15 protein-coding genes and 2 tRNA genes are annotated in these 15662 nt (G+C 67.7%); 13 read left to right on the plus strand and 4 right to left on the minus strand.

Annotated features, from left to right (window positions below; translation table 11 throughout):
* Positions 1-134 precede the first annotated feature (134 nt).
* Positions 135-1076, minus strand: coding sequence for a mechanosensitive ion channel family protein (locus tag BMZ45_RS11975; protein WP_254776621.1), 942 nt, complete (start codon positions 1074-1076; stop codon positions 135-137).
* A gap of 4 nt (positions 1077-1080) precedes the next feature.
* Positions 1081-3456, minus strand: coding sequence for a phosphoenolpyruvate synthase (ppsA, locus tag BMZ45_RS11980; RefSeq protein WP_091636728.1), 2376 nt, complete (start codon positions 3454-3456; stop codon positions 1081-1083).
* 131 nt (positions 3457-3587) lie between these two features.
* On the opposite strand from ppsA, the gene BMZ45_RS11985 reads away from it, so the two are divergent.
* The 4 genes from BMZ45_RS11985 to BMZ45_RS12000 all read left to right on the plus strand — a co-directional run bounded on the left by BMZ45_RS11985 (position 3588) and on the right by BMZ45_RS12000 (position 5344).
* Positions 3588-4409 (plus strand): posphoenolpyruvate synthetase regulatory kinase/phosphorylase PpsR, encoded by an 822-nt coding sequence (locus BMZ45_RS11985; RefSeq protein ID WP_091636730.1) that lies wholly within the window; start codon positions 3588-3590, stop codon positions 4407-4409.
* A 148-nt stretch (positions 4410-4557) separates the two neighbouring features.
* On the plus strand, positions 4558-5091 hold the full coding sequence (locus BMZ45_RS11990) for a DUF1249 domain-containing protein (RefSeq protein WP_091636732.1): 534 nt from the start codon (positions 4558-4560) through the stop codon (positions 5089-5091).
* A 45-nt stretch (positions 5092-5136) separates the two neighbouring features.
* A tRNA-Ala gene (locus BMZ45_RS11995) sits at positions 5137-5212 on the plus strand.
* A 56-nt stretch (positions 5213-5268) separates the two neighbouring features.
* Positions 5269-5344, plus strand: a tRNA-Glu gene (locus BMZ45_RS12000).
* 101 nt (positions 5345-5445) lie between these two features.
* On the opposite strand, the gene BMZ45_RS12005 is transcribed toward BMZ45_RS12000, so the two are convergent.
* Together BMZ45_RS12005 and BMZ45_RS12010 are read right to left on the minus strand one after the other, a co-directional pair.
* Positions 5446-7257, minus strand: a complete 1812-nt coding sequence (locus BMZ45_RS12005) for a sensor domain-containing diguanylate cyclase (protein WP_139215476.1) — start codon at positions 7255-7257, stop codon at positions 5446-5448.
* A 276-nt stretch (positions 7258-7533) separates the two neighbouring features.
* Positions 7534-8217 carry an SDR family NAD(P)-dependent oxidoreductase gene (locus BMZ45_RS12010; RefSeq protein ID WP_343124203.1) on the minus strand — a complete coding sequence of 228 codons (684 nt, stop codon included), beginning with the start codon at positions 8215-8217 and terminating at the stop codon, positions 7534-7536.
* Between the two features lie 244 nt (positions 8218-8461).
* Between BMZ45_RS12010 and BMZ45_RS12015 the strand changes: the two genes are divergently transcribed.
* From BMZ45_RS12015 to BMZ45_RS12055, 9 genes are all read left to right on the plus strand, one after another.
* Positions 8462-9403 (plus strand): GlxA family transcriptional regulator, encoded by a 942-nt coding sequence (locus tag BMZ45_RS12015; protein ID WP_091636736.1) that lies wholly within the window; start codon positions 8462-8464, stop codon positions 9401-9403.
* Between the two features lie 297 nt (positions 9404-9700).
* Positions 9701-10681, plus strand: coding sequence for a nitrilase-related carbon-nitrogen hydrolase (locus BMZ45_RS12020; RefSeq protein WP_091636738.1), 981 nt, complete (start codon positions 9701-9703; stop codon positions 10679-10681).
* A 389-nt stretch (positions 10682-11070) separates the two neighbouring features.
* The gene (locus BMZ45_RS12025; RefSeq protein WP_217643196.1) at positions 11071-11745 is read left to right on the plus strand and encodes an HvfX family Cu-binding RiPP maturation protein; all 675 of its coding nucleotides are present in this window, start codon (positions 11071-11073) and stop codon (positions 11743-11745) included.
* An 84-nt stretch (positions 11746-11829) separates the two neighbouring features.
* On the plus strand, positions 11830-12300 hold the full coding sequence (locus tag BMZ45_RS12030) for an HvfA family oxazolone/thioamide-modified RiPP metallophore (protein WP_091636742.1): 471 nt from the start codon (positions 11830-11832) through the stop codon (positions 12298-12300).
* A 59-nt stretch (positions 12301-12359) separates the two neighbouring features.
* Positions 12360-13217, plus strand: coding sequence for an HvfB family MNIO-type RiPP peptide maturase (locus tag BMZ45_RS12035; protein ID WP_091636744.1), 858 nt, complete (start codon positions 12360-12362; stop codon positions 13215-13217).
* A complete protein-coding gene (locus BMZ45_RS12040) occupies positions 13210-13977 on the plus strand; it encodes an HvfC family RiPP maturation protein (RefSeq protein WP_091636746.1) in 768 nt (255 codons plus the stop codon). Before BMZ45_RS12035 ends, BMZ45_RS12040 begins: the two co-directional genes overlap by 8 nt.
* Positions 13967-14632: a ferric reductase-like transmembrane domain-containing protein gene (locus BMZ45_RS12045; protein ID WP_091636748.1), complete on the plus strand. Its 666-nt coding sequence runs from the start codon at positions 13967-13969 to the stop codon at positions 14630-14632. The genes BMZ45_RS12040 and BMZ45_RS12045 overlap by 11 nt, the downstream gene beginning before the upstream one ends.
* Positions 14632-15054, plus strand: coding sequence for an organic hydroperoxide resistance protein (locus BMZ45_RS12050; RefSeq protein ID WP_091636750.1), 423 nt, complete (start codon positions 14632-14634; stop codon positions 15052-15054). Before BMZ45_RS12045 ends, BMZ45_RS12050 begins: the two co-directional genes overlap by 1 nt.
* 39 nt (positions 15055-15093) lie before the next feature.
* Entirely contained in the window at positions 15094-15615 is a 522-nt protein-coding gene (locus BMZ45_RS12055) for a thioredoxin family protein (RefSeq protein WP_091636752.1), read from the plus strand.
* Positions 15616-15662 lie beyond the last annotated feature (47 nt).

Here is a 15662-nt window from a genome sequence, read left to right on the forward strand (position 1 = left end):
GCGCACAGGCACCGTCATCGGCAGCAGACCCGCCCGCTTTCTGTGGGAGCGACGTAAGTCGCGATAACGAATCTCGAACCACCCACGCAGCTCGCGACACGCGCCGCCCAGCCACCTCCAGGCGCAGCCCGCGATCAGGCCTTCGGCTTGCCCGGCCTCGCCACATCGCCATCATCGGCGACCGCCTTCACCAGCACGTCCGACAAAGGCCTGCCGTCGGCATCGTGGTGGTACACATGCAGATCGCGCTGCGGATACGGAATGCTCAGCCCGCGCCCGATGATGTCGTTGCGCACCGCCTCATTGAGATCGCTGCGCGTGCGCAGCACATCACCGGTCTTGGCCCAGACCCGCAGCTCCAGATTGACGCTGCTTTCGCCCAGCGCCACCACCAGCACCTCGGGCGCGGGCTCCTTCAACACCTTCGGGTGCGCGGCCGCGGCGCCCAGCAGGGTCTCGCGCGCCTGCTGCAGGTCGTCGTCGTACCCCACGCCCACCGCGATGTCGATGCGGCGGCGCGGATTGGCGGTGAAATTCACGATGGGCGCGGTGGTGATGAGGCTGTTGGGCAGCACCACGGTGCGGTTGTCGATGGTGCGCAGACGGGTCTGGAACACCCGAATCTGGTCCACCGTGCCCTCGACGCCCGCGGCCTGCACGTAGTCGCCCACGCGGAACGGGCGCTGCATGATCAGCATCACGCCGGAAGCGATATTGGACAGCGAATCCTTCAGCGCCAGGCCGATCGCCAGGCCCGCCGCACCCAGCACCGCCAGCACCGAGGCCGGCGACACGCCCAGGGTGAACAGCGCCGAGGTCGTGACCACGACCACCATGCCGGCGTAGGCGATGTTGCGCAGGAAGCCGCGCAGGGTGGCTTCCATGTGACCGCGCGTCATGGCGCGGTCCAGGGCGTTGGACAGGCGCTTGGCCAGCCAGATCCCGATCAGCAGGACCAGCAGCGCGCCGACCAGCTTGAGCCCGGCGGCCTGCGCCATGCCCAGCCAGTCGATGCCCTTGAGGTCCGCCAGCGTCGTGGGGACCTCGACCGGCACCGGCGGGGCTTTCGCCGTCACCGGCTCAGCCCGCCTTGGCCTTGGCCAGGCGCAGCCAGGTGTCGACCACGGTATCGGGGTTCAGCGACACCGATTCGATGCCCTGTTCCATCAGCCACACCGCCAGATCGGGGTGGTCGCTGGGGCCCTGGCCGCAGATGCCGACGTACTTGCCCTTGGCGCGCGCGGCCGAGATCGCCATCGCCAGCAGCTTCTTCACCGCCGGGTCGCGCTCGTCGAACAGCTTGGCCACGATCGCCGAGTCGCGGTCCAGACCCAGGGTGAGCTGGGTCAGGTCGTTGGAGCCGATCGAGAAGCCGTCGAAGATGTCCAGGAATTCGTCGGCGAGCAGGGCGTTGGACGGCACCTCGCACATCATGATGATCTTGAGGCCGTTCTCGCCTTGCTTGAGGCCGTTCTTCTCCAGCACCTCGACCACGCGCCGGCCTTCGTCCAGGGTGCGCACGAACGGGATCATGACCCAGCAATTGGTCAGCCCCATCTGCTCGCGCACCTTCAGCACGGCCTGGCACTCCAGCGCGAACGCGTCGGCGAAGGACGCATCGACGTAGCGGCTGGCGCCGCGGAAGCCGATCATCGGGTTCTCTTCGTGCGGCTCGTAGCGCGAGCCGCCGATCAGGTTGGCGTATTCGTTGGACTTGAAGTCCGACAGGCGCACGATCACCGGGTGCGGCGCGAACGAGGCGGTGATGGTGGCGATGCCCTCGGCCAGGCGATCGACGTAGAACTGCACCGGATCGTCGCCGTAACCGGCGATCTTCTCGTCGATCTTCTTCTTGGTCGCCGCATCCTGTTGCGCGTACTCCAGCAGCGCCTTGGGATGGATGCCGATGTGGCTGGCGATGATCATTTCCAGGCGCGCCAGGCCGACGCCGGCGTTGGGCAGCATCGCGAAATCGAACGCGCGCTCCGGGTTGGCGACGTTCATCATCACCTTCAGCGGCGCCGGCGGCATCTTGTCCAGGTCGGCGACGTGGCGCTCGAAGGGCAGGGCGCCGTCGTAGATGAAGCCGGTGTCGCCCTCGGCGCAGCTGACCGTGATGGTCTCGCCGTCCTTGATCGTCTCCAGCGCGTTGCCGGTGCCGACCACGGCCGGCACGCCCAGCTCGCGGGCGATGATCGCGGCGTGGCAGGTGCGGCCGCCGCGGTTGGTCACGATCGCGGCCGAACGCTTCATCACCGGCTCCCAATCGGGGTCGGTCATGTCGGCGACCAGCACGTCGCCGGGCTGCACGCGCGCCATGTCGTCCAGGCTGCGCACCACGCGCGCCACGCCGCTGCCGATCTTCTGGCCGATGGCGCGGCCTTCGGCGACCACCGGGCCGCGCGCGCCGAGCTGGTAGCGCTCGATCTGGGTGGCCTTGGCGCGCGACTTCACCGTTTCCGGGCGCGCCTGGACGATGAACAGCTTGCCGCTGACGCCGTCCTTGGCCCACTCGATGTCCATCGGGCGGCCGTAATGCTTTTCGATCACCAGCGCCTGCTTGGCCAGCTCGTGCACGTCGGCGTCGTCGATCGAGAAGCGGTTGCGCAGCTCGGCCGGGGTGTCCTCGGTGCGCACGCGCTCGCCGGGCTGGTCGGAATAGACCATGCGCAGCTGCTTGGCGCCGATCGAGCGGCGCAGGATCGCCGGCTTGCCCTGGCTCAGGGTGGGCTTGTAGACGTAGAACTCGTCCGGATTGACCGCGCCCTGGACCACCATCTCGCCCAGGCCGTAGCTGGAGGTGATGAAGACCACGTCGCGGAAGCCGGATTCGGTGTCCAGGGTGAACAGCACGCCGGAGGAACCGACGTTGGAGCGCACCATCAGCTGCACGCCGGCGGACAGGAACACGTCCTCGTGCTTGAAGCCGTGGTGGACGCGGTAGGCGATGGCGCGGTCGTTGTAGAGGCTGGCGAAGACTTCCTTGACCTTGCGGACCACGTCGTCCTCACCGGTCACGTTCAGGAAAGTCTCCTGCTGGCCGGCGAAAGAGGCGTCGGGCAGGTCCTCGGCGGTGGCCGAGGAGCGCACCGCGACCGCCACGTCGCCGCCGCCGTTCTCGGCGCAGAGCTGGCGATAGGCGGTGCGGATGTCCTGGTCCAGGGCCGGCTGCAGCGGCGCCTCGATCACCCAGCCGCGGATTTCGCCGCCGGCCGCGGTCAGGGCCGGCACGTCCTCCACGTCCAGCGTCGCCAGGCGGTCGAAAATGCGCTGGTGCAGGTCGTTATGGGCGATGAAGTCCTTGAACGCCTCGGCCGTGGTGGCGTAGCCGCCCGGGACCGAGACCCCCAGATTGGCGAGGTTGCCGATCATCTCGCCGAGGGAGGAATTCTTGCCGCCGACGCGGGCCAGATCGTTGAGGCGCAGCGCGTGCAGCCAGAGGATGTTCTCGTTCAAGGCACACTGTCTCCGAGGGGGGCGCGCGTGGGGGCGCGGCCAAGCGGATATGATCGCCGCTGCGTCGGGCGCATACAAGCTTGATCCGACGGGCTTTTTCGTATTGGAACGCGGTTTTGGAGGGGTGGGCGATGGCAGGAACACGGCCGGTTTTCTACGTTTCGGACGGCACCGGCATCACCGCCGAGACCATAGGGCACAGCCTGCTGACCCAATTCACCGAGACCCGCTTCGTCACCGACCGCATCCCGTTCGTGGACAGCGTCGAGCGCGCGCGCGAGGTCGGGGCCAAGATCCGCGAGGCCGCCCAGACCCACGGGGTGCGCCCGATCGTGATCAATTCCTGCATGGACGGCGAGGTCGGCGCAGCCCTGGCCGAGAGCGGGGCGCTGATGCTGGACGTGTTCGCGCCCTTCATCGAGCCCCTGGAGCGCGAGCTGGAAGAGACCCGCGAGCGCCGCATCGGCAAGGCCCACGGCATCGCCGATTTCGAGACCTACCATCGCCGCATCAATGCGATGAATTTCGCCCTGACCCACGACGACGGCCAGAGCATCGACTACGACGAGGCCGATCTGATCCTGGTGGCGGTGTCGCGCGCGGGCAAAACGCCCACCTGCGTTTACCTGGCGTTGCACTACGGGGTGCGCGCGGCGAACTATCCGCTGACCGAAGAAGACCTCGAGCACGACCGCCTGCCGCCGCGCCTGCGCCCGTACCGCGACAAGCTGTTCGGCCTGACCATCGATCCGGTGCGGCTGCAGCAGATCCGCCAGGAACGCCGCCCCAACTCGCGCTACGCGCAGTTCGACACCTGCAAGCGCGAGGTCGCCGCGGCCGAGATGATGTTCCGCGCCGAGCGCATCGCGACCCTGAGCACGACCCATACCTCGATCGAGGAGATCGCGAGCAAGGTGCTGACGACGCTGGGGATCCACCGCGTGATGTTCTGATCGCGGGCTCTCTCGGAGCCCGGTGGCGCGTTGCGGATAACGTTTCCGCCGGCGCCAACCATGATGCGGTAGGAACCCTTAACTTAGGCCTCTCCGGCGGGTCCGTCAACGCTGCCGCGAAGCGGTTTGCGCGTGTAGCATCGCTCGCATGAACTCGCTCGCCGCCCGCTCCGCACGCATCCCGCGACTGACCCGTTTCGGTTGGCTGATGGGCCTGTACGCGGAGAACCACCGCCGCCTCACGCGCCTGTTCGCGCCGGCCGACCTGGCTGTCGGCACCTACCGGTCCTCGATCGGGGACGGGCTGGATCTGCAGCTGGACGTGATCGAGCAGCACCGCTACACCACCGAGCTGCGCATGACCTATGCGTTGCTGGATCCGCTCACCGGCGAGCCCGATCCCTCCGCCTGGCTGCGCCTGTACAACGACGCCCACCAGCTGGAAGCTACCAATTGCTACGTCGGGCGCCGCTGGCAGGACGTGATCGGCATGTATCCGCCGCCGGCGGAGCTGATCGGCCACCGCATGCGCATGAACACTTTTTTAGGAAAGTGGCTCGAGTATCTAGCCGAACGTGGTCATGGCATGGCAACATTGCGCCCGGTCGAGATTCACCCGCCCGGAACACCCCTCAACGAGGGTCCCGGCGGGGCGGCAAAAAAATTAGCGATGAATGCTTGACGACATCGCTGAACGCCCGCTAGAATTTTCGTCTTTCCAGCACGTGGGGCCATAGCTCAGCTGGGAGAGCGCTACAATGGCATTGTAGAGGTCGCCGGTTCGATCCCGGCTGGCTCCACCACTCTTCGAACACTGTGAAAGGGTTTCGACGAGTTAGCTGCAAGAACAATCAGTTTTGTCCCCATCGTCTAGAGGCCTAGGACATTACCCTTTCACGGTAGCGACCGGGGTTCGAATCCCCGTGGGGACGCCAAGTAAAAAACACTTAGGGCTCGGGAAACCGGGCCCTAAGTGTTTTTGCGGAATCGATACGCATAGTCGTAGCGGTCGTCGCCGCCATCGATCGAGTCGGCATCATGAGCAAGACTCGGCTACCTGTCGTACGCGGTACGTGTTGCGTCCCGCATTCTTGGCCTCGTACAGCGCCGAATCCGCCGCGGACAGCAGGGCCGTAAAGTCTGCTGGTGCGCTCGAGTAAGCGATGCCGATGCTCGTCGTGACATCCAGACACCCGTTGTCGACGGTTATCGAGCCGTGCATCGCGTCGATCAGCTTCCGCGCCACGACCTCCGCCGCTTCCGGTACGGCGGCATCCTCGATGATGACCGCGAACTCGTCGCCGCCGAGGCGCGCGACCAGATCGGTGCTGCGCACGCTGTCCAGCAGTCGGCGCGCGAAGATGCGCAACACCTGATCGCCGGCGGCGTGGCCATGACCGTCGTTTATGCGCTTGAAGTGGTCGATGTCGAGGTACATCAAGGCGACCGGAAATCCCTGGCGGCGCATCCGCATCAAGGTGTTCGACAGGCGCTCGTCGAACTGACGTCGGTTCGCCACCTCGGTGAGCGTATCGATGCGCGCCAGACGCTCCAGTTCCAGGCGGCTTTCCTCCAGCGCCTGCTCGGCGACGACGCGCCGGGTAACATCGCGGCCGGCATAGATGATGTCCTGCTCGCCGATCCTGTCGGCGCTGGGTATGGGCCGCGTGACTGCCTCGACCCAGACGTAATGGCCGCCCTTGTGGCGCACGCGATAGACCGCGGTACTGGGTTGGCCGGATGAAATGACTTGCGCCATCATGCGCATCTGGTAATCGCGATCGTCCGGATGGACGAGATCCCAGCGGGAACCGACCATCTCCTCGGGCGACCAGCCCAACATGTCCTTGGCCGAGGGGGATACGTAGAGCCGCTCGCCGTCGACGCGCATGCGTACGATCACATCGTGCGAATAGTCGGCCAGCATTCGATAACGGTGCTCGCTCTCGCGCACGCGAGCGGTCAGTCGCTTGCGTTCGGCCATCGCCAACGCGACCGGAATGGTCATCAGGCAGCCCCCGGCGATATAGATCTGCAGCAGCGCGATGCGCCCGGTGGTGCCGATATCCTGCACCAGCCAAAGCGGCCCCCGGCCCATGGCGGTGCCGATACTGCCTATGACCGCGAGCAGGATCACCCCGACCGCCACGCCGGCGAAGCGGTGCCGGAACGCCCCGAGTAGTAGCGGGGGATAGGCCATGAACAGCACCGGATAGCGGGAGCTGAAAACGGCGATACTGACCGCGGCGACCAGCAGCATGCTGGTCAGAAAGGCCCAGCGCCGTCCGGGCGCGGCCACGAAATCCAGGCCTTCGCGTAGAACCACCAAGGTGGAGGTCGCGATGATGACCATGCCTACGACATGCGCCGCGAACCAGCTGATGAAGTTGGTGACCAGCGAACTGCCGTACAGGGCAGAGGTGATCGACGCGCCCAGCAGGCCGGACGCCGCGCAGGCCACCAGCGTGCTGCCGGTAGCGATGCCGCCCAAGCTGATCCAGCGCTTCGGATCGCCCACGTCGGGCACCAGACGCCTGACGACGCCGGCGACGATGAGCACTTCCAGCAGGTTGCTGCCGCTGATCGAAGTGGCATGCAGCGCCGAATAGCCAGCGGCTAGGTGGGCGACGATGTCGGCGGCCAATCCGAGCAGCAGGTAAGGCGGCCAGGTCGAGGTGGGCCTGGACAACAGCCAGCCGGTGAAGATGCCGTTGCCTATCCAGATCGCGGCCAGCTCGCCGGGGCCGCGCGCCAACGTCAGAGACAACCAAGCCGTTACGCCGATCATTAGCGTCATCGCTGATCGGTCGAGCCAGATCCGTGGCGGCGACGTCGAGAAACTGTTCACGTCGATCTCTCATCCGGAGAGCTGGCCCCATCCTAGCCCCGGGAGGTGTGAAGACGGGTGAAGCCGACCGCGTCTGCAGCGCTTCAAGCTGTGCGGGCAGAGGTATTGCGGACTTCACCGACCGACGTTGCGTGGACTGCAAACGGCAGCCCGGGTATGCGCCGCTCGCTCCGAACCGGCGTGCGGCTGGCTTGGACGCACTGCGCAGGCGCTAGCCGGCGTGTAGCGCGACGCCCACCGGCAGACAGGAACCATCTGCCGGCTTTCGGTCGGCAACTAGGCGGCGACGCCCCGGGGCGACGCAAGGCCGTAGCGCGCGGCCGGGACCGCCAGAGACAGCCCCGGCGCCAGCGCCTTGCGCGACTGCTCGTAGGCGTTCCAATCGGCCAGGTCGGGCAGGGCGGGGATGGTCACGACTTCGCCTTGCGCCAGGCCTGCGAGCGCGGCGTCGACCATGTCCTGCGCCGACATCACGATGCCTTGCGGCAACTGGTCCATCGACACACCGGCCACGCCCCAGAACTCGGTGGCGGTGGCGCCCGGCAGCACCGCCTGCACGCGCACGCCCTTGTCGGCCAGCTCGTGCTGCAGCGATTGCGAGAACGCCAGTACGTAGGCCTTGCTGCCGCCGTAGACGCCGTTGAGCAGTTCCGGCGCCAGCGCGACGATCGAGGCGATGTTGACGATGGTGCCGGCGCCGCGGGCGACGAAGGCCGGCGCGACCGCATAGGCCAGGCGCGTCAGCACGTTCACGTTGAGGGTGATCATGCGGTCCATGTCGCCGACCTCGGCCTGCAGCAGCGGCGCGGCCGCGCCGACGCCGGCGTTGTTGACGAGCAAAGTGATGCTGGCGTCGGTGCGCAACACCTGCTCCACCTGCGCCAGCGCGGCCGGTTGGGTCAGATCGGCGACGAGGGTTTCGACCGAGCGGCCGGTGCGGTCGGTGAGGTCCTTGGCCAACGCGCGCAGCTTGTCGGCGCGGCGGGCGACCAGGATCAGGTCGTAGCCGGCGCGGCCAGGCGGTCTGCGTAGATGGCGCCGATGCCGGAGGAGGCGCCGGTGATCAGGGCGGTGCCCTGGTGGACGAGGGTGTTCATGCTGACTCCGTAGGGACGGCGGTTGCCGGGTAGACGGCAAGCTAGGCTCGCTTGACCTTGGCGTAAATGTCGTATAAACCTCGTTTTAGGTCATACGGGTTCCGGCCATGCTCGGCATCGGTTTCGTGCTGCCTTCGGGCTTTCAGATCATGGGCCTGGCGGCTGCGTCGGCTTTCGAGCTGGCCAATGCCTGCGCCAAGCAGCGCCTGTACGACATCCGCCTGTACTCGGAGCGGGGCGGGGCGGTCGCCAATTCGCTGGGCATGAGCGTCGACACGCGCGCCTTGTCGCGGCAGAAGTTCGACACCCTGATCGTGTGCGGCCTGCTGAACCCGGAGCCGACCAGCCCGGAGCTGATCAAAGCCTTGCGTCGCGCCGCGGGCAACGCGCGACGCACCGCGTCGGTGTGCACCGGCACCTTCCTCCTCGGCGAAGCCGGGCTGCTGGAGGGCAAGCGCGTGACCACGCACTGGTTCCACGCGCGCGAGCTGCAGCGACGATTCCCGGACGTGCACCTGGAGGAAGACCGCATCTTCATCATCGACGGGGCGATCTGGACCTCGGCGGGCATGAGCGCGGGCATCGACCTGGCGCTGGGCATGATCGAGAAGGACTTCGGCGCCGAACTCACGCGCCAGGTCGCGCAGAAACTGGTGGTCTACCACCGTCGCGCGGGTGGCCAATCCCAACATTCGGCGTTGCTGGAGATGGACGCCAAGTCCGACCGCATCCAGACCGCGCTGGCCTACGCACGCCGCAATCTGCGTGCGCCGCTGTCGGTGGAGGAACTGGCCGAGGCCGCGCATCTGAGCCCGCGCCAGTTCAGCCGCGCCTTCCGCGCCGAGACCGGGCAGTCGCCGGCCAAGGCGGTGGAAAACCTGCGCGTGGAGGCGGCGCGGGTGATGATCGAACAGAGCCGGCACAGCATCGACGAGGTCGCCGTGGAAACCGGCTTCGTCGATCCCGAGCGCATGCGCCGGGCGTTCCTGCGCGCCTTCGGCCAGCCGCCGCAGGCATTGCGCCGCAACGCGCGCCTGGCCGCCGCCTGAGCCGCGCGATCGCGCTATTCAGAACCGCGTAGCCGCCGCGTTCGCAGGCGCGGCGTAGGATGCGGTGAGCCGGGCGAACCGCATCGGCGCGAGGACGCCGCCGATAGCGAAGCGGGTCGCCGACGCGGCGACGATGAACAGGGAAGGCCTGCGGGTGTCCGAGTACGCCGGCGCAAGCCAGGACAATCGTATGTCCTAAAACGAGGTTAGTTAGACATTTACGCCATGGAGTGCGGAGCCTAAGTTTTGCCCCGTACCGGCATCCCGCCGGACGCGTCCAAACCCCAGGAGTCCGTCATGAGCACCGTCAAAGCCGCCGCCGTCCAGATCAGTCCCGTGCTGTACAGCCGCGCCGGCACCGTCGAAAAAGTCGTCAACAAGATCCGCGAGCTCGGCGCCAAAGGCGTGCAGTTCGCGACCTTCCCCGAAACCCTGATCCCGTACTACCCCTACTTCTCCTTCGTGCAGGCGCCCTACCAGATGGGCAAGGAGCATCAGCGCCTGCTCAACGAAGCCGTGACCGTGCCGTCGGCGGAAACCGACGCGATCGGCGCGGCCGCACGCGAAGCCAACATGGTGGTCTCGATCGGCGTCAACGAACGCGATGGGCATTCGCTCTACAACACCCAACTGCTGTTCGACGCCGACGGCAGGCTGATCCAGCGCCGCCGCAAGCTCACCCCGACCTATCACGAGCGCATGGTCTGGGGGCAGGGCGATGCCTCGGGCCTGCGCGCCGTCGACAGCGCGGTCGGTCGCATCGGCCAGCTCGCGTGCTGGGAGCACTATCTGCCGCTGGCGCGCTACGCCCTGATCGCCGACGGCGAGCAGATCCATTCGGCCATGTACCCCGGCTCCTTCGCCGGCCCGCTGTTCGCCGAGCAGACCGAGATCAACGTGCGCCAGCACGCGCTGGAGTCGGCTTGTTTCGTCGTCGTGGCCACCGCCTGGCTGGATCCGGAGCAGCAGGCCCGGATCGCCGCCGACACCGGCGGCCCGATCGGTCCGATTTCCGGCGGTTGCTTCACCGCGATCATCGACCCCGACGGCCGCATTGTCGGCGAACCGCTGCGCAGCGGCGAGGGCGAGGTCATCGCCGATCTCGATCTCTCGCTGATCGAAGCGCGCAAGCGCCTGATGGATGCGCGCGGCCACTACAGCCGTCCCGAATTGCTGAGCCTGCGCATCGATCGCAGCCAGACCGCGTATGTCCACGACGTCGGTGCGCCCGGCGAAGGCCGCGCCGCCGAGTCCGCGAACGGCCCCACCCAGGTCTGAGTTCGATCCTCGGCCTCGTTGCCGCGTCTTGCCAGGGCAGGGCGCGCAACGGGCAGGCCGCCGCTGCACGACCGGCCCTGATGCCGCGCAAGGGCGGCCGATCCCTCTGGCTGACGCCCTCCAGCCGCGCCGAATGCGACGAACTGGCGACTGGCCCCGAGCTGCCGCCGACGCGGACAAGCGCCCCCGACCGAATCCATCACCTGCCGCCTGAGGGCCGGGCAATGACGGCGCGCCGTCGCGTCCCCGGGCCGCCGTTCCCGCCTTTGTATCGAACTGTATCCGCGGCCGGAAACCGGAGGTTTCCCTACAAAAAGCCGGGGCTGCCGACACGCCACGGATACCGGCGCAGCCCGAAATAGCGTCACCGAAACGCACAGGCCCTCGCCATGAATCGCTCGCTCCTTACCTCCTCGCAGCCGCCCCTGATGACCCGCGTCGGCGGCGTCGGCCAATGGCTGGGTCCGCTGGGTCTGCGCGTCCTGCTGGCTTGGGAATTCTTCGAGGCCGGCCGCGAAAAACTGCAGGGCCAGAACTGGTTCGCCGAATTGGGCGACAAGTTTCCGCAGCCGTTCGCGCTGCTCGGCCCGCAGCTCAACTGGACCATGGCCACCTGGGTGGAACTGCTGGGCGCGATCGCGCTGCTGCTGGGCCTGGGCACGCGCTATGTCGCCGCCGCCCTGTGGGTACTGACCGTGGTGGCGATCTACGCGGTGCACTGGCCGGCGGAGTGGTCGAGCCTGGCCGAGCTGTGGAGGGGCTATGCGATCAGCAACGAGGGCTACGGCAACTACAAGCTGCCGCTGCTGTACCTGGCGATGCTGCTGCCGCTGACCCTCAACGGCGCGGGTCGTTTGAGCCTGGACCATTGGATCGCGACGCGACGCTCGACGGTAGCCGCCGCGCCGTCCGGCCAGACCGCCTGGGGCGTGGTGCTGCTGGCGATCGGTCTGCCGACCTCGCTGCTGCTGCCCTGGGTGGGCGGCGCCCTGGCGCTGGCCGGCCTGGCGCTGGCGATCAAGCCGCAAGCGCGCACGGCCTGGGCCGACGTCGCCACCGCCTGAAGCGCTAGCTCCCTATCCGAATTCGCGCCGCATCCGCGACGCATTCCCCCGCGGCGCTGCCGCACAACCTTTGGAGTAATCGCTATGTCCCACAACACCCCGCGTAACACCGGCGTCGGCATGCTCGGCATCGCGCTGGCCGGCCTGGTCCTCAGCGGCTCGGCCTTCGCCATGCAGCCGCTCGCCCAGGGCTACATGCTCGCCGCCGGCCATGCCGCCGCGGAAGGCAAGTGCGGCGAAGGCAAGTGCGGCGCCAACGAAAGCAAGCCGGCCAAGGCCAAGAGCGGCGCGGCCAAGAAGACCGCCGAGGGCAAGTGCGGCGAAGGCCAGTGCGGCGACGCCCGCTTCGCCGCCACCGATACCGACGACGACGCACGGGTCTCGCGCGCCGAGTTCCTGGCGGTAGTCCCGAAGGGCGAAGCCGCCTTCAAGAGCAAGGACAGCAACGGCGACGGCTACATCTCCGAGCACGAGGCGTACTACAGCGTGAAAGCCGCGTTCAACGCCAACGGCAAGGAAATCCCGCGCGGCCTGTTCTCCGGCATCACCGAGTAAACCTGCACCGTCCGCGCCCCCACGAGCCTTCGTGGGGGCGCCTCTCCCGAGACCCCGCCATGCGCACGACACACTCCGCTACATCCGCCGGCCTGGGCCTGCGTCGCGGCCTGCTGCAAGACCTGTTGAGCATGCCCGACGGCGCCGTGGACTTCCTGGAGGTCGCACCCGACAACTGGATCGGCGTGGGCGGCCAGTTCGGCGCGGCGCTGGAGCGGCTGTCGGCGCGCTTCCCGATCAGCGCCCACGGCCTGTCGCTGTCGCTGGGCGGCACCGAGCCGCTGGACATGGAGCTGCTGCGCCGCACCCGCGAATTCAACGATCGCCATCAGGTGATGCTCTACAGCGAACACCTGAGCTACACCTCCGACGACGGTCAGCTCTACGACCTCATGCCGATTCCGTTCACCGACGAGGCCATCCGCCACGTCGCCGGGCGCATTCGCCAGGTGCAGGACGTGCTGGGCCGGCGCATCGCGGTGGAGAACGTGTCCTACTACGCCGCGCCGTATCAGGCGCTGGCCGAGATCGACTTCATCAACGCTGTCCTGGGGGAGGCCGACACCGACCTGCTGCTGGACGTCAACAACCTCTACGTCAATTCGATCAATCACGGCTACGACGCCGAGGCCTTCCTCGCGCGTCTGCCCGGCGAGCGTATCGCCTCCTGCCACATCGCCGGCCACTACGACGAGGACATCGACCTGAAAGTCGATACCCACGGCGCGCCGGTCAAGGCCGATGTGTGGTCGCTGCTGGCCAGCGCCTATCGCCGTTTCGGCGTGCGTCCGACCCTGCTGGAACGCGACTTCAACTTCCCACCGCTGCCCGAGCTGTTGGCCGAGACCGAGCGCATCCGCTCGATGCAGCTGGCCTACGCCGACCGTCAGCGCTTGCTGGAGCAGGTCCATGCCTGATCGCCTGCGCGAGCAACAGTTCACCCTGGCGCGCCACCTGCGCGACCCGTCCACCCATGCGCCGCCGCCCGGCCTGGAGGACCGCCGCCTGCGCGTCTATCGCGAGCTGTTCTTCAACAACCTCGAGGGCCTGCTGGCCAACGGTTTCCCTGTGATCGCCGAAACCCTGGGCGCGACGCGCTGGACCGCGCTGGTGCGCGCCTTCTACGCCGAGCACCGCGCGCAGACCCCGCTGTTCGCGCGCATCGCCGCCGAGTTCGTCGCCTACCTCGAACAACGCGCCGACGCTACCGAACGGCCGCCCTGGCTGCCCGAACTGGCGCACTACGAATGGGTGGAGCAGGCGCTGTTCGTCAGCGACGCGCAGGCGCCCGCGCACGATGCCGACGGCGATCTGCTCGATGGCGTGCCGCTGCTGTCGCCGCTGGCGCTGCCCTTGGCCTATCGCTGGCCGGTGACCGAGCTCGGCCCGTCGTTCCAGCCCGAGCGGCCGCCCGCGGAAGCGACGACCTTGCTGGTGCATCGCGATGCCGACCATCGCGTCCATTTCGCCCGGATCGCGCCGCTCGCGTATCGCCTGCTGAGCGCGCTGCAAGGCCAGCCGCGAACCGGCCGCGCGCACCTGGCCGCGCTGGCGGCGGAGGCGGGCGGCGACGCCGCCGGGTTCGTGGCGCAAGGCTTGGCGCTGTTGCAACAACTGCATGCGCAGGGCGTGGTCCTGGGCACTCTCAACTCGATGGAGCAAGACGATGAGCACTAAGACCTCGCATCTCGGCGGATGGAAGCTGTTCTGGCTGATCGCGGCCGCGGTGCTGGCGATGTCGGCGTTGATCCTGGCCCTGAATCCGGACCCGGCCGAGGCCATGCGTTCGGTGATCCGGGCGACTGCGCGCAGCTCGTTCGTCTTGTTCCTGGCCGCGTTCGTCGCCTCCTCGCTGGCGACCCTGGTGCCCAACGACTTCACCCGTGGCCTGGTGCGCGAACGCCGCTACATCGGCCTGTCGTTCGCGTTCTCGCACCTGGTCCACCTGGGCGCGATCTTCAGCTACGGCGTGTTGAACCCGCAGTTCTGGCCCAGCCGCAGCGCGCTGACCAATCTGCCGGGCACGGTGGGCTATGTGTTCATCGCCTTGCTCGCGGTCACGTCTTTCCACGCCATCTCCAAGCGCTTGAGCGCGACGTCATGGAAGCGCCTGCACACCGTCGGCATGTGGACGATCGCGCTGATCTTCGGCCTGTCCTTCTTCAAGCGCATTCCCACCATGGGCGTGGTCTACGCGATTCCCTTCGCCATCCTCTGCGCCGCCGTCGCCGTCCGTCTGGTCGGCAAGTGGGCGCAGGCGAACAAGCGCCAGCTGGCGCGCACCCGCAGCAACCCGCAACACACCTCCCCCCAAGCACTGGAGTCACCGTAATGAGCAGCACCCTCGAAACCGTTATCTACACCGCGCACACCCACGTCACCGGCGGCCGCATCGGCAGCGGCACGTCCAGCGATGGCGCGATCGATGTCCAGCTGAGCTCGCCCGGCTCGGGCCGCCCCGGCACCAACCCGGAGCAGCTGTTCGGCATCGGCTACTCGGCCTGCTTCATCGGCGCCCTGCAGTTCGCCGCGGCCGCGCGCAAGATCAAGCTGCCGGCAGACGCCTCGGTCGATGCCGATGTGGCCTTGGGCCAGATCGCCAGCGGCGAGTATCAGTTGGCGGTGACTTTGAACGTCAACCTGCCCGGGCTGGACGAGGACCTGAAGCGCGAACTGGTCGCCGCCGCCCACCAGACCTGCCCGTATTCGCGCATGACGCGCGGCAACGTGAACGTCGAACTCGCGATCGGCTGAGCCCGATCGCCCCCGCAGCGCCAGCCAGGAGTCAGCCTCATGTGGAAGGCCATCATCGTAGCTCTCAGTCTGAGCCTCGCCGGCGCGGCGTGTTCGCCCGGCGCCAACGCCAGCCAGGCGCCGCCGGTGCAGGCCCCGGAATTCGCCGGCATCGAACGCTGGTTCAACAGCCCGCCGCTGAGCATGAGCGGGCTGAAGGGCAGGGTGGTGCTGGTGGAGTTCTGGACCTACACCTGCATCAACTGCATCCACGTGCTGCCGCACGTGCAGCAGTGGCACCAGCGCTATCGCGACCAGGGATTGGTGGTGGTCGGCGTGCACACCCCCGAGTACGAGGAGGAGCATGCCGCCGCCGGCGTGCAGGCCGCGATCCAGCGCCACGGCATCGGCTACCCGGTGGCGCAGGACAACCGCTACGATACCTGGAACGCCTACGGCAACCGCTTCTGGCCGGCGCTGTACCTGATCGACCGCGATGGCAGGGTCGTGTATCGCCACTACGGCGAAGGCGGCTACGAGACCACCGAGGCGCAGATCCGGCAGCTGCTGGCGCAGCGCTGAGGAGCCGGCGCAGGGCCGCGCCGGCCCGGCGCCACCATCGCCGGCGG

The sequence above is a fragment of the Lysobacter sp. cf310 genome, from assembly GCF_900114355.1.
Taxonomy (GTDB): domain Bacteria; phylum Pseudomonadota; class Gammaproteobacteria; order Xanthomonadales; family Xanthomonadaceae; genus Lysobacter.

Excerpts from the sequence above, each read along its gene's own strand:
- BMZ45_RS12030 (WP_091636742.1), top strand. The coding sequence starts at position 11,830 with ATGTCCCACAACACCCCGCGTAACACCGGCGTCGGCATGCTCGGCATC.
- BMZ45_RS12035 (WP_091636744.1), top strand. The coding sequence starts at position 12,360 with ATGCGCACGACACACTCCGCTACATCCGCCGGCCTGGGCCTGCGTCGC.
- BMZ45_RS12020 (WP_091636738.1), top strand. The coding sequence starts at position 9,701 with ATGAGCACCGTCAAAGCCGCCGCCGTCCAGATCAGTCCCGTGCTGTAC.
- BMZ45_RS12045 (WP_091636748.1), top strand. The coding sequence starts at position 13,967 with ATGAGCACTAAGACCTCGCATCTCGGCGGATGGAAGCTGTTCTGGCTG.
- BMZ45_RS11990 (WP_091636732.1), top strand. The coding sequence starts at position 4,558 with ATGAACTCGCTCGCCGCCCGCTCCGCACGCATCCCGCGACTGACCCGT.
- BMZ45_RS12015 (WP_091636736.1), top strand. The coding sequence starts at position 8,462 with ATGCTCGGCATCGGTTTCGTGCTGCCTTCGGGCTTTCAGATCATGGGC.
- BMZ45_RS12025 (WP_217643196.1), top strand. The coding sequence starts at position 11,071 with ATGAATCGCTCGCTCCTTACCTCCTCGCAGCCGCCCCTGATGACCCGC.
- BMZ45_RS12050 (WP_091636750.1), top strand. The coding sequence starts at position 14,632 with ATGAGCAGCACCCTCGAAACCGTTATCTACACCGCGCACACCCACGTC.
- BMZ45_RS12040 (WP_091636746.1), top strand. The coding sequence starts at position 13,210 with ATGCCTGATCGCCTGCGCGAGCAACAGTTCACCCTGGCGCGCCACCTG.
- BMZ45_RS12055 (WP_091636752.1), top strand. The coding sequence starts at position 15,094 with ATGTGGAAGGCCATCATCGTAGCTCTCAGTCTGAGCCTCGCCGGCGCG.
- BMZ45_RS11985 (WP_091636730.1), top strand. The coding sequence starts at position 3,588 with ATGGCAGGAACACGGCCGGTTTTCTACGTTTCGGACGGCACCGGCATC.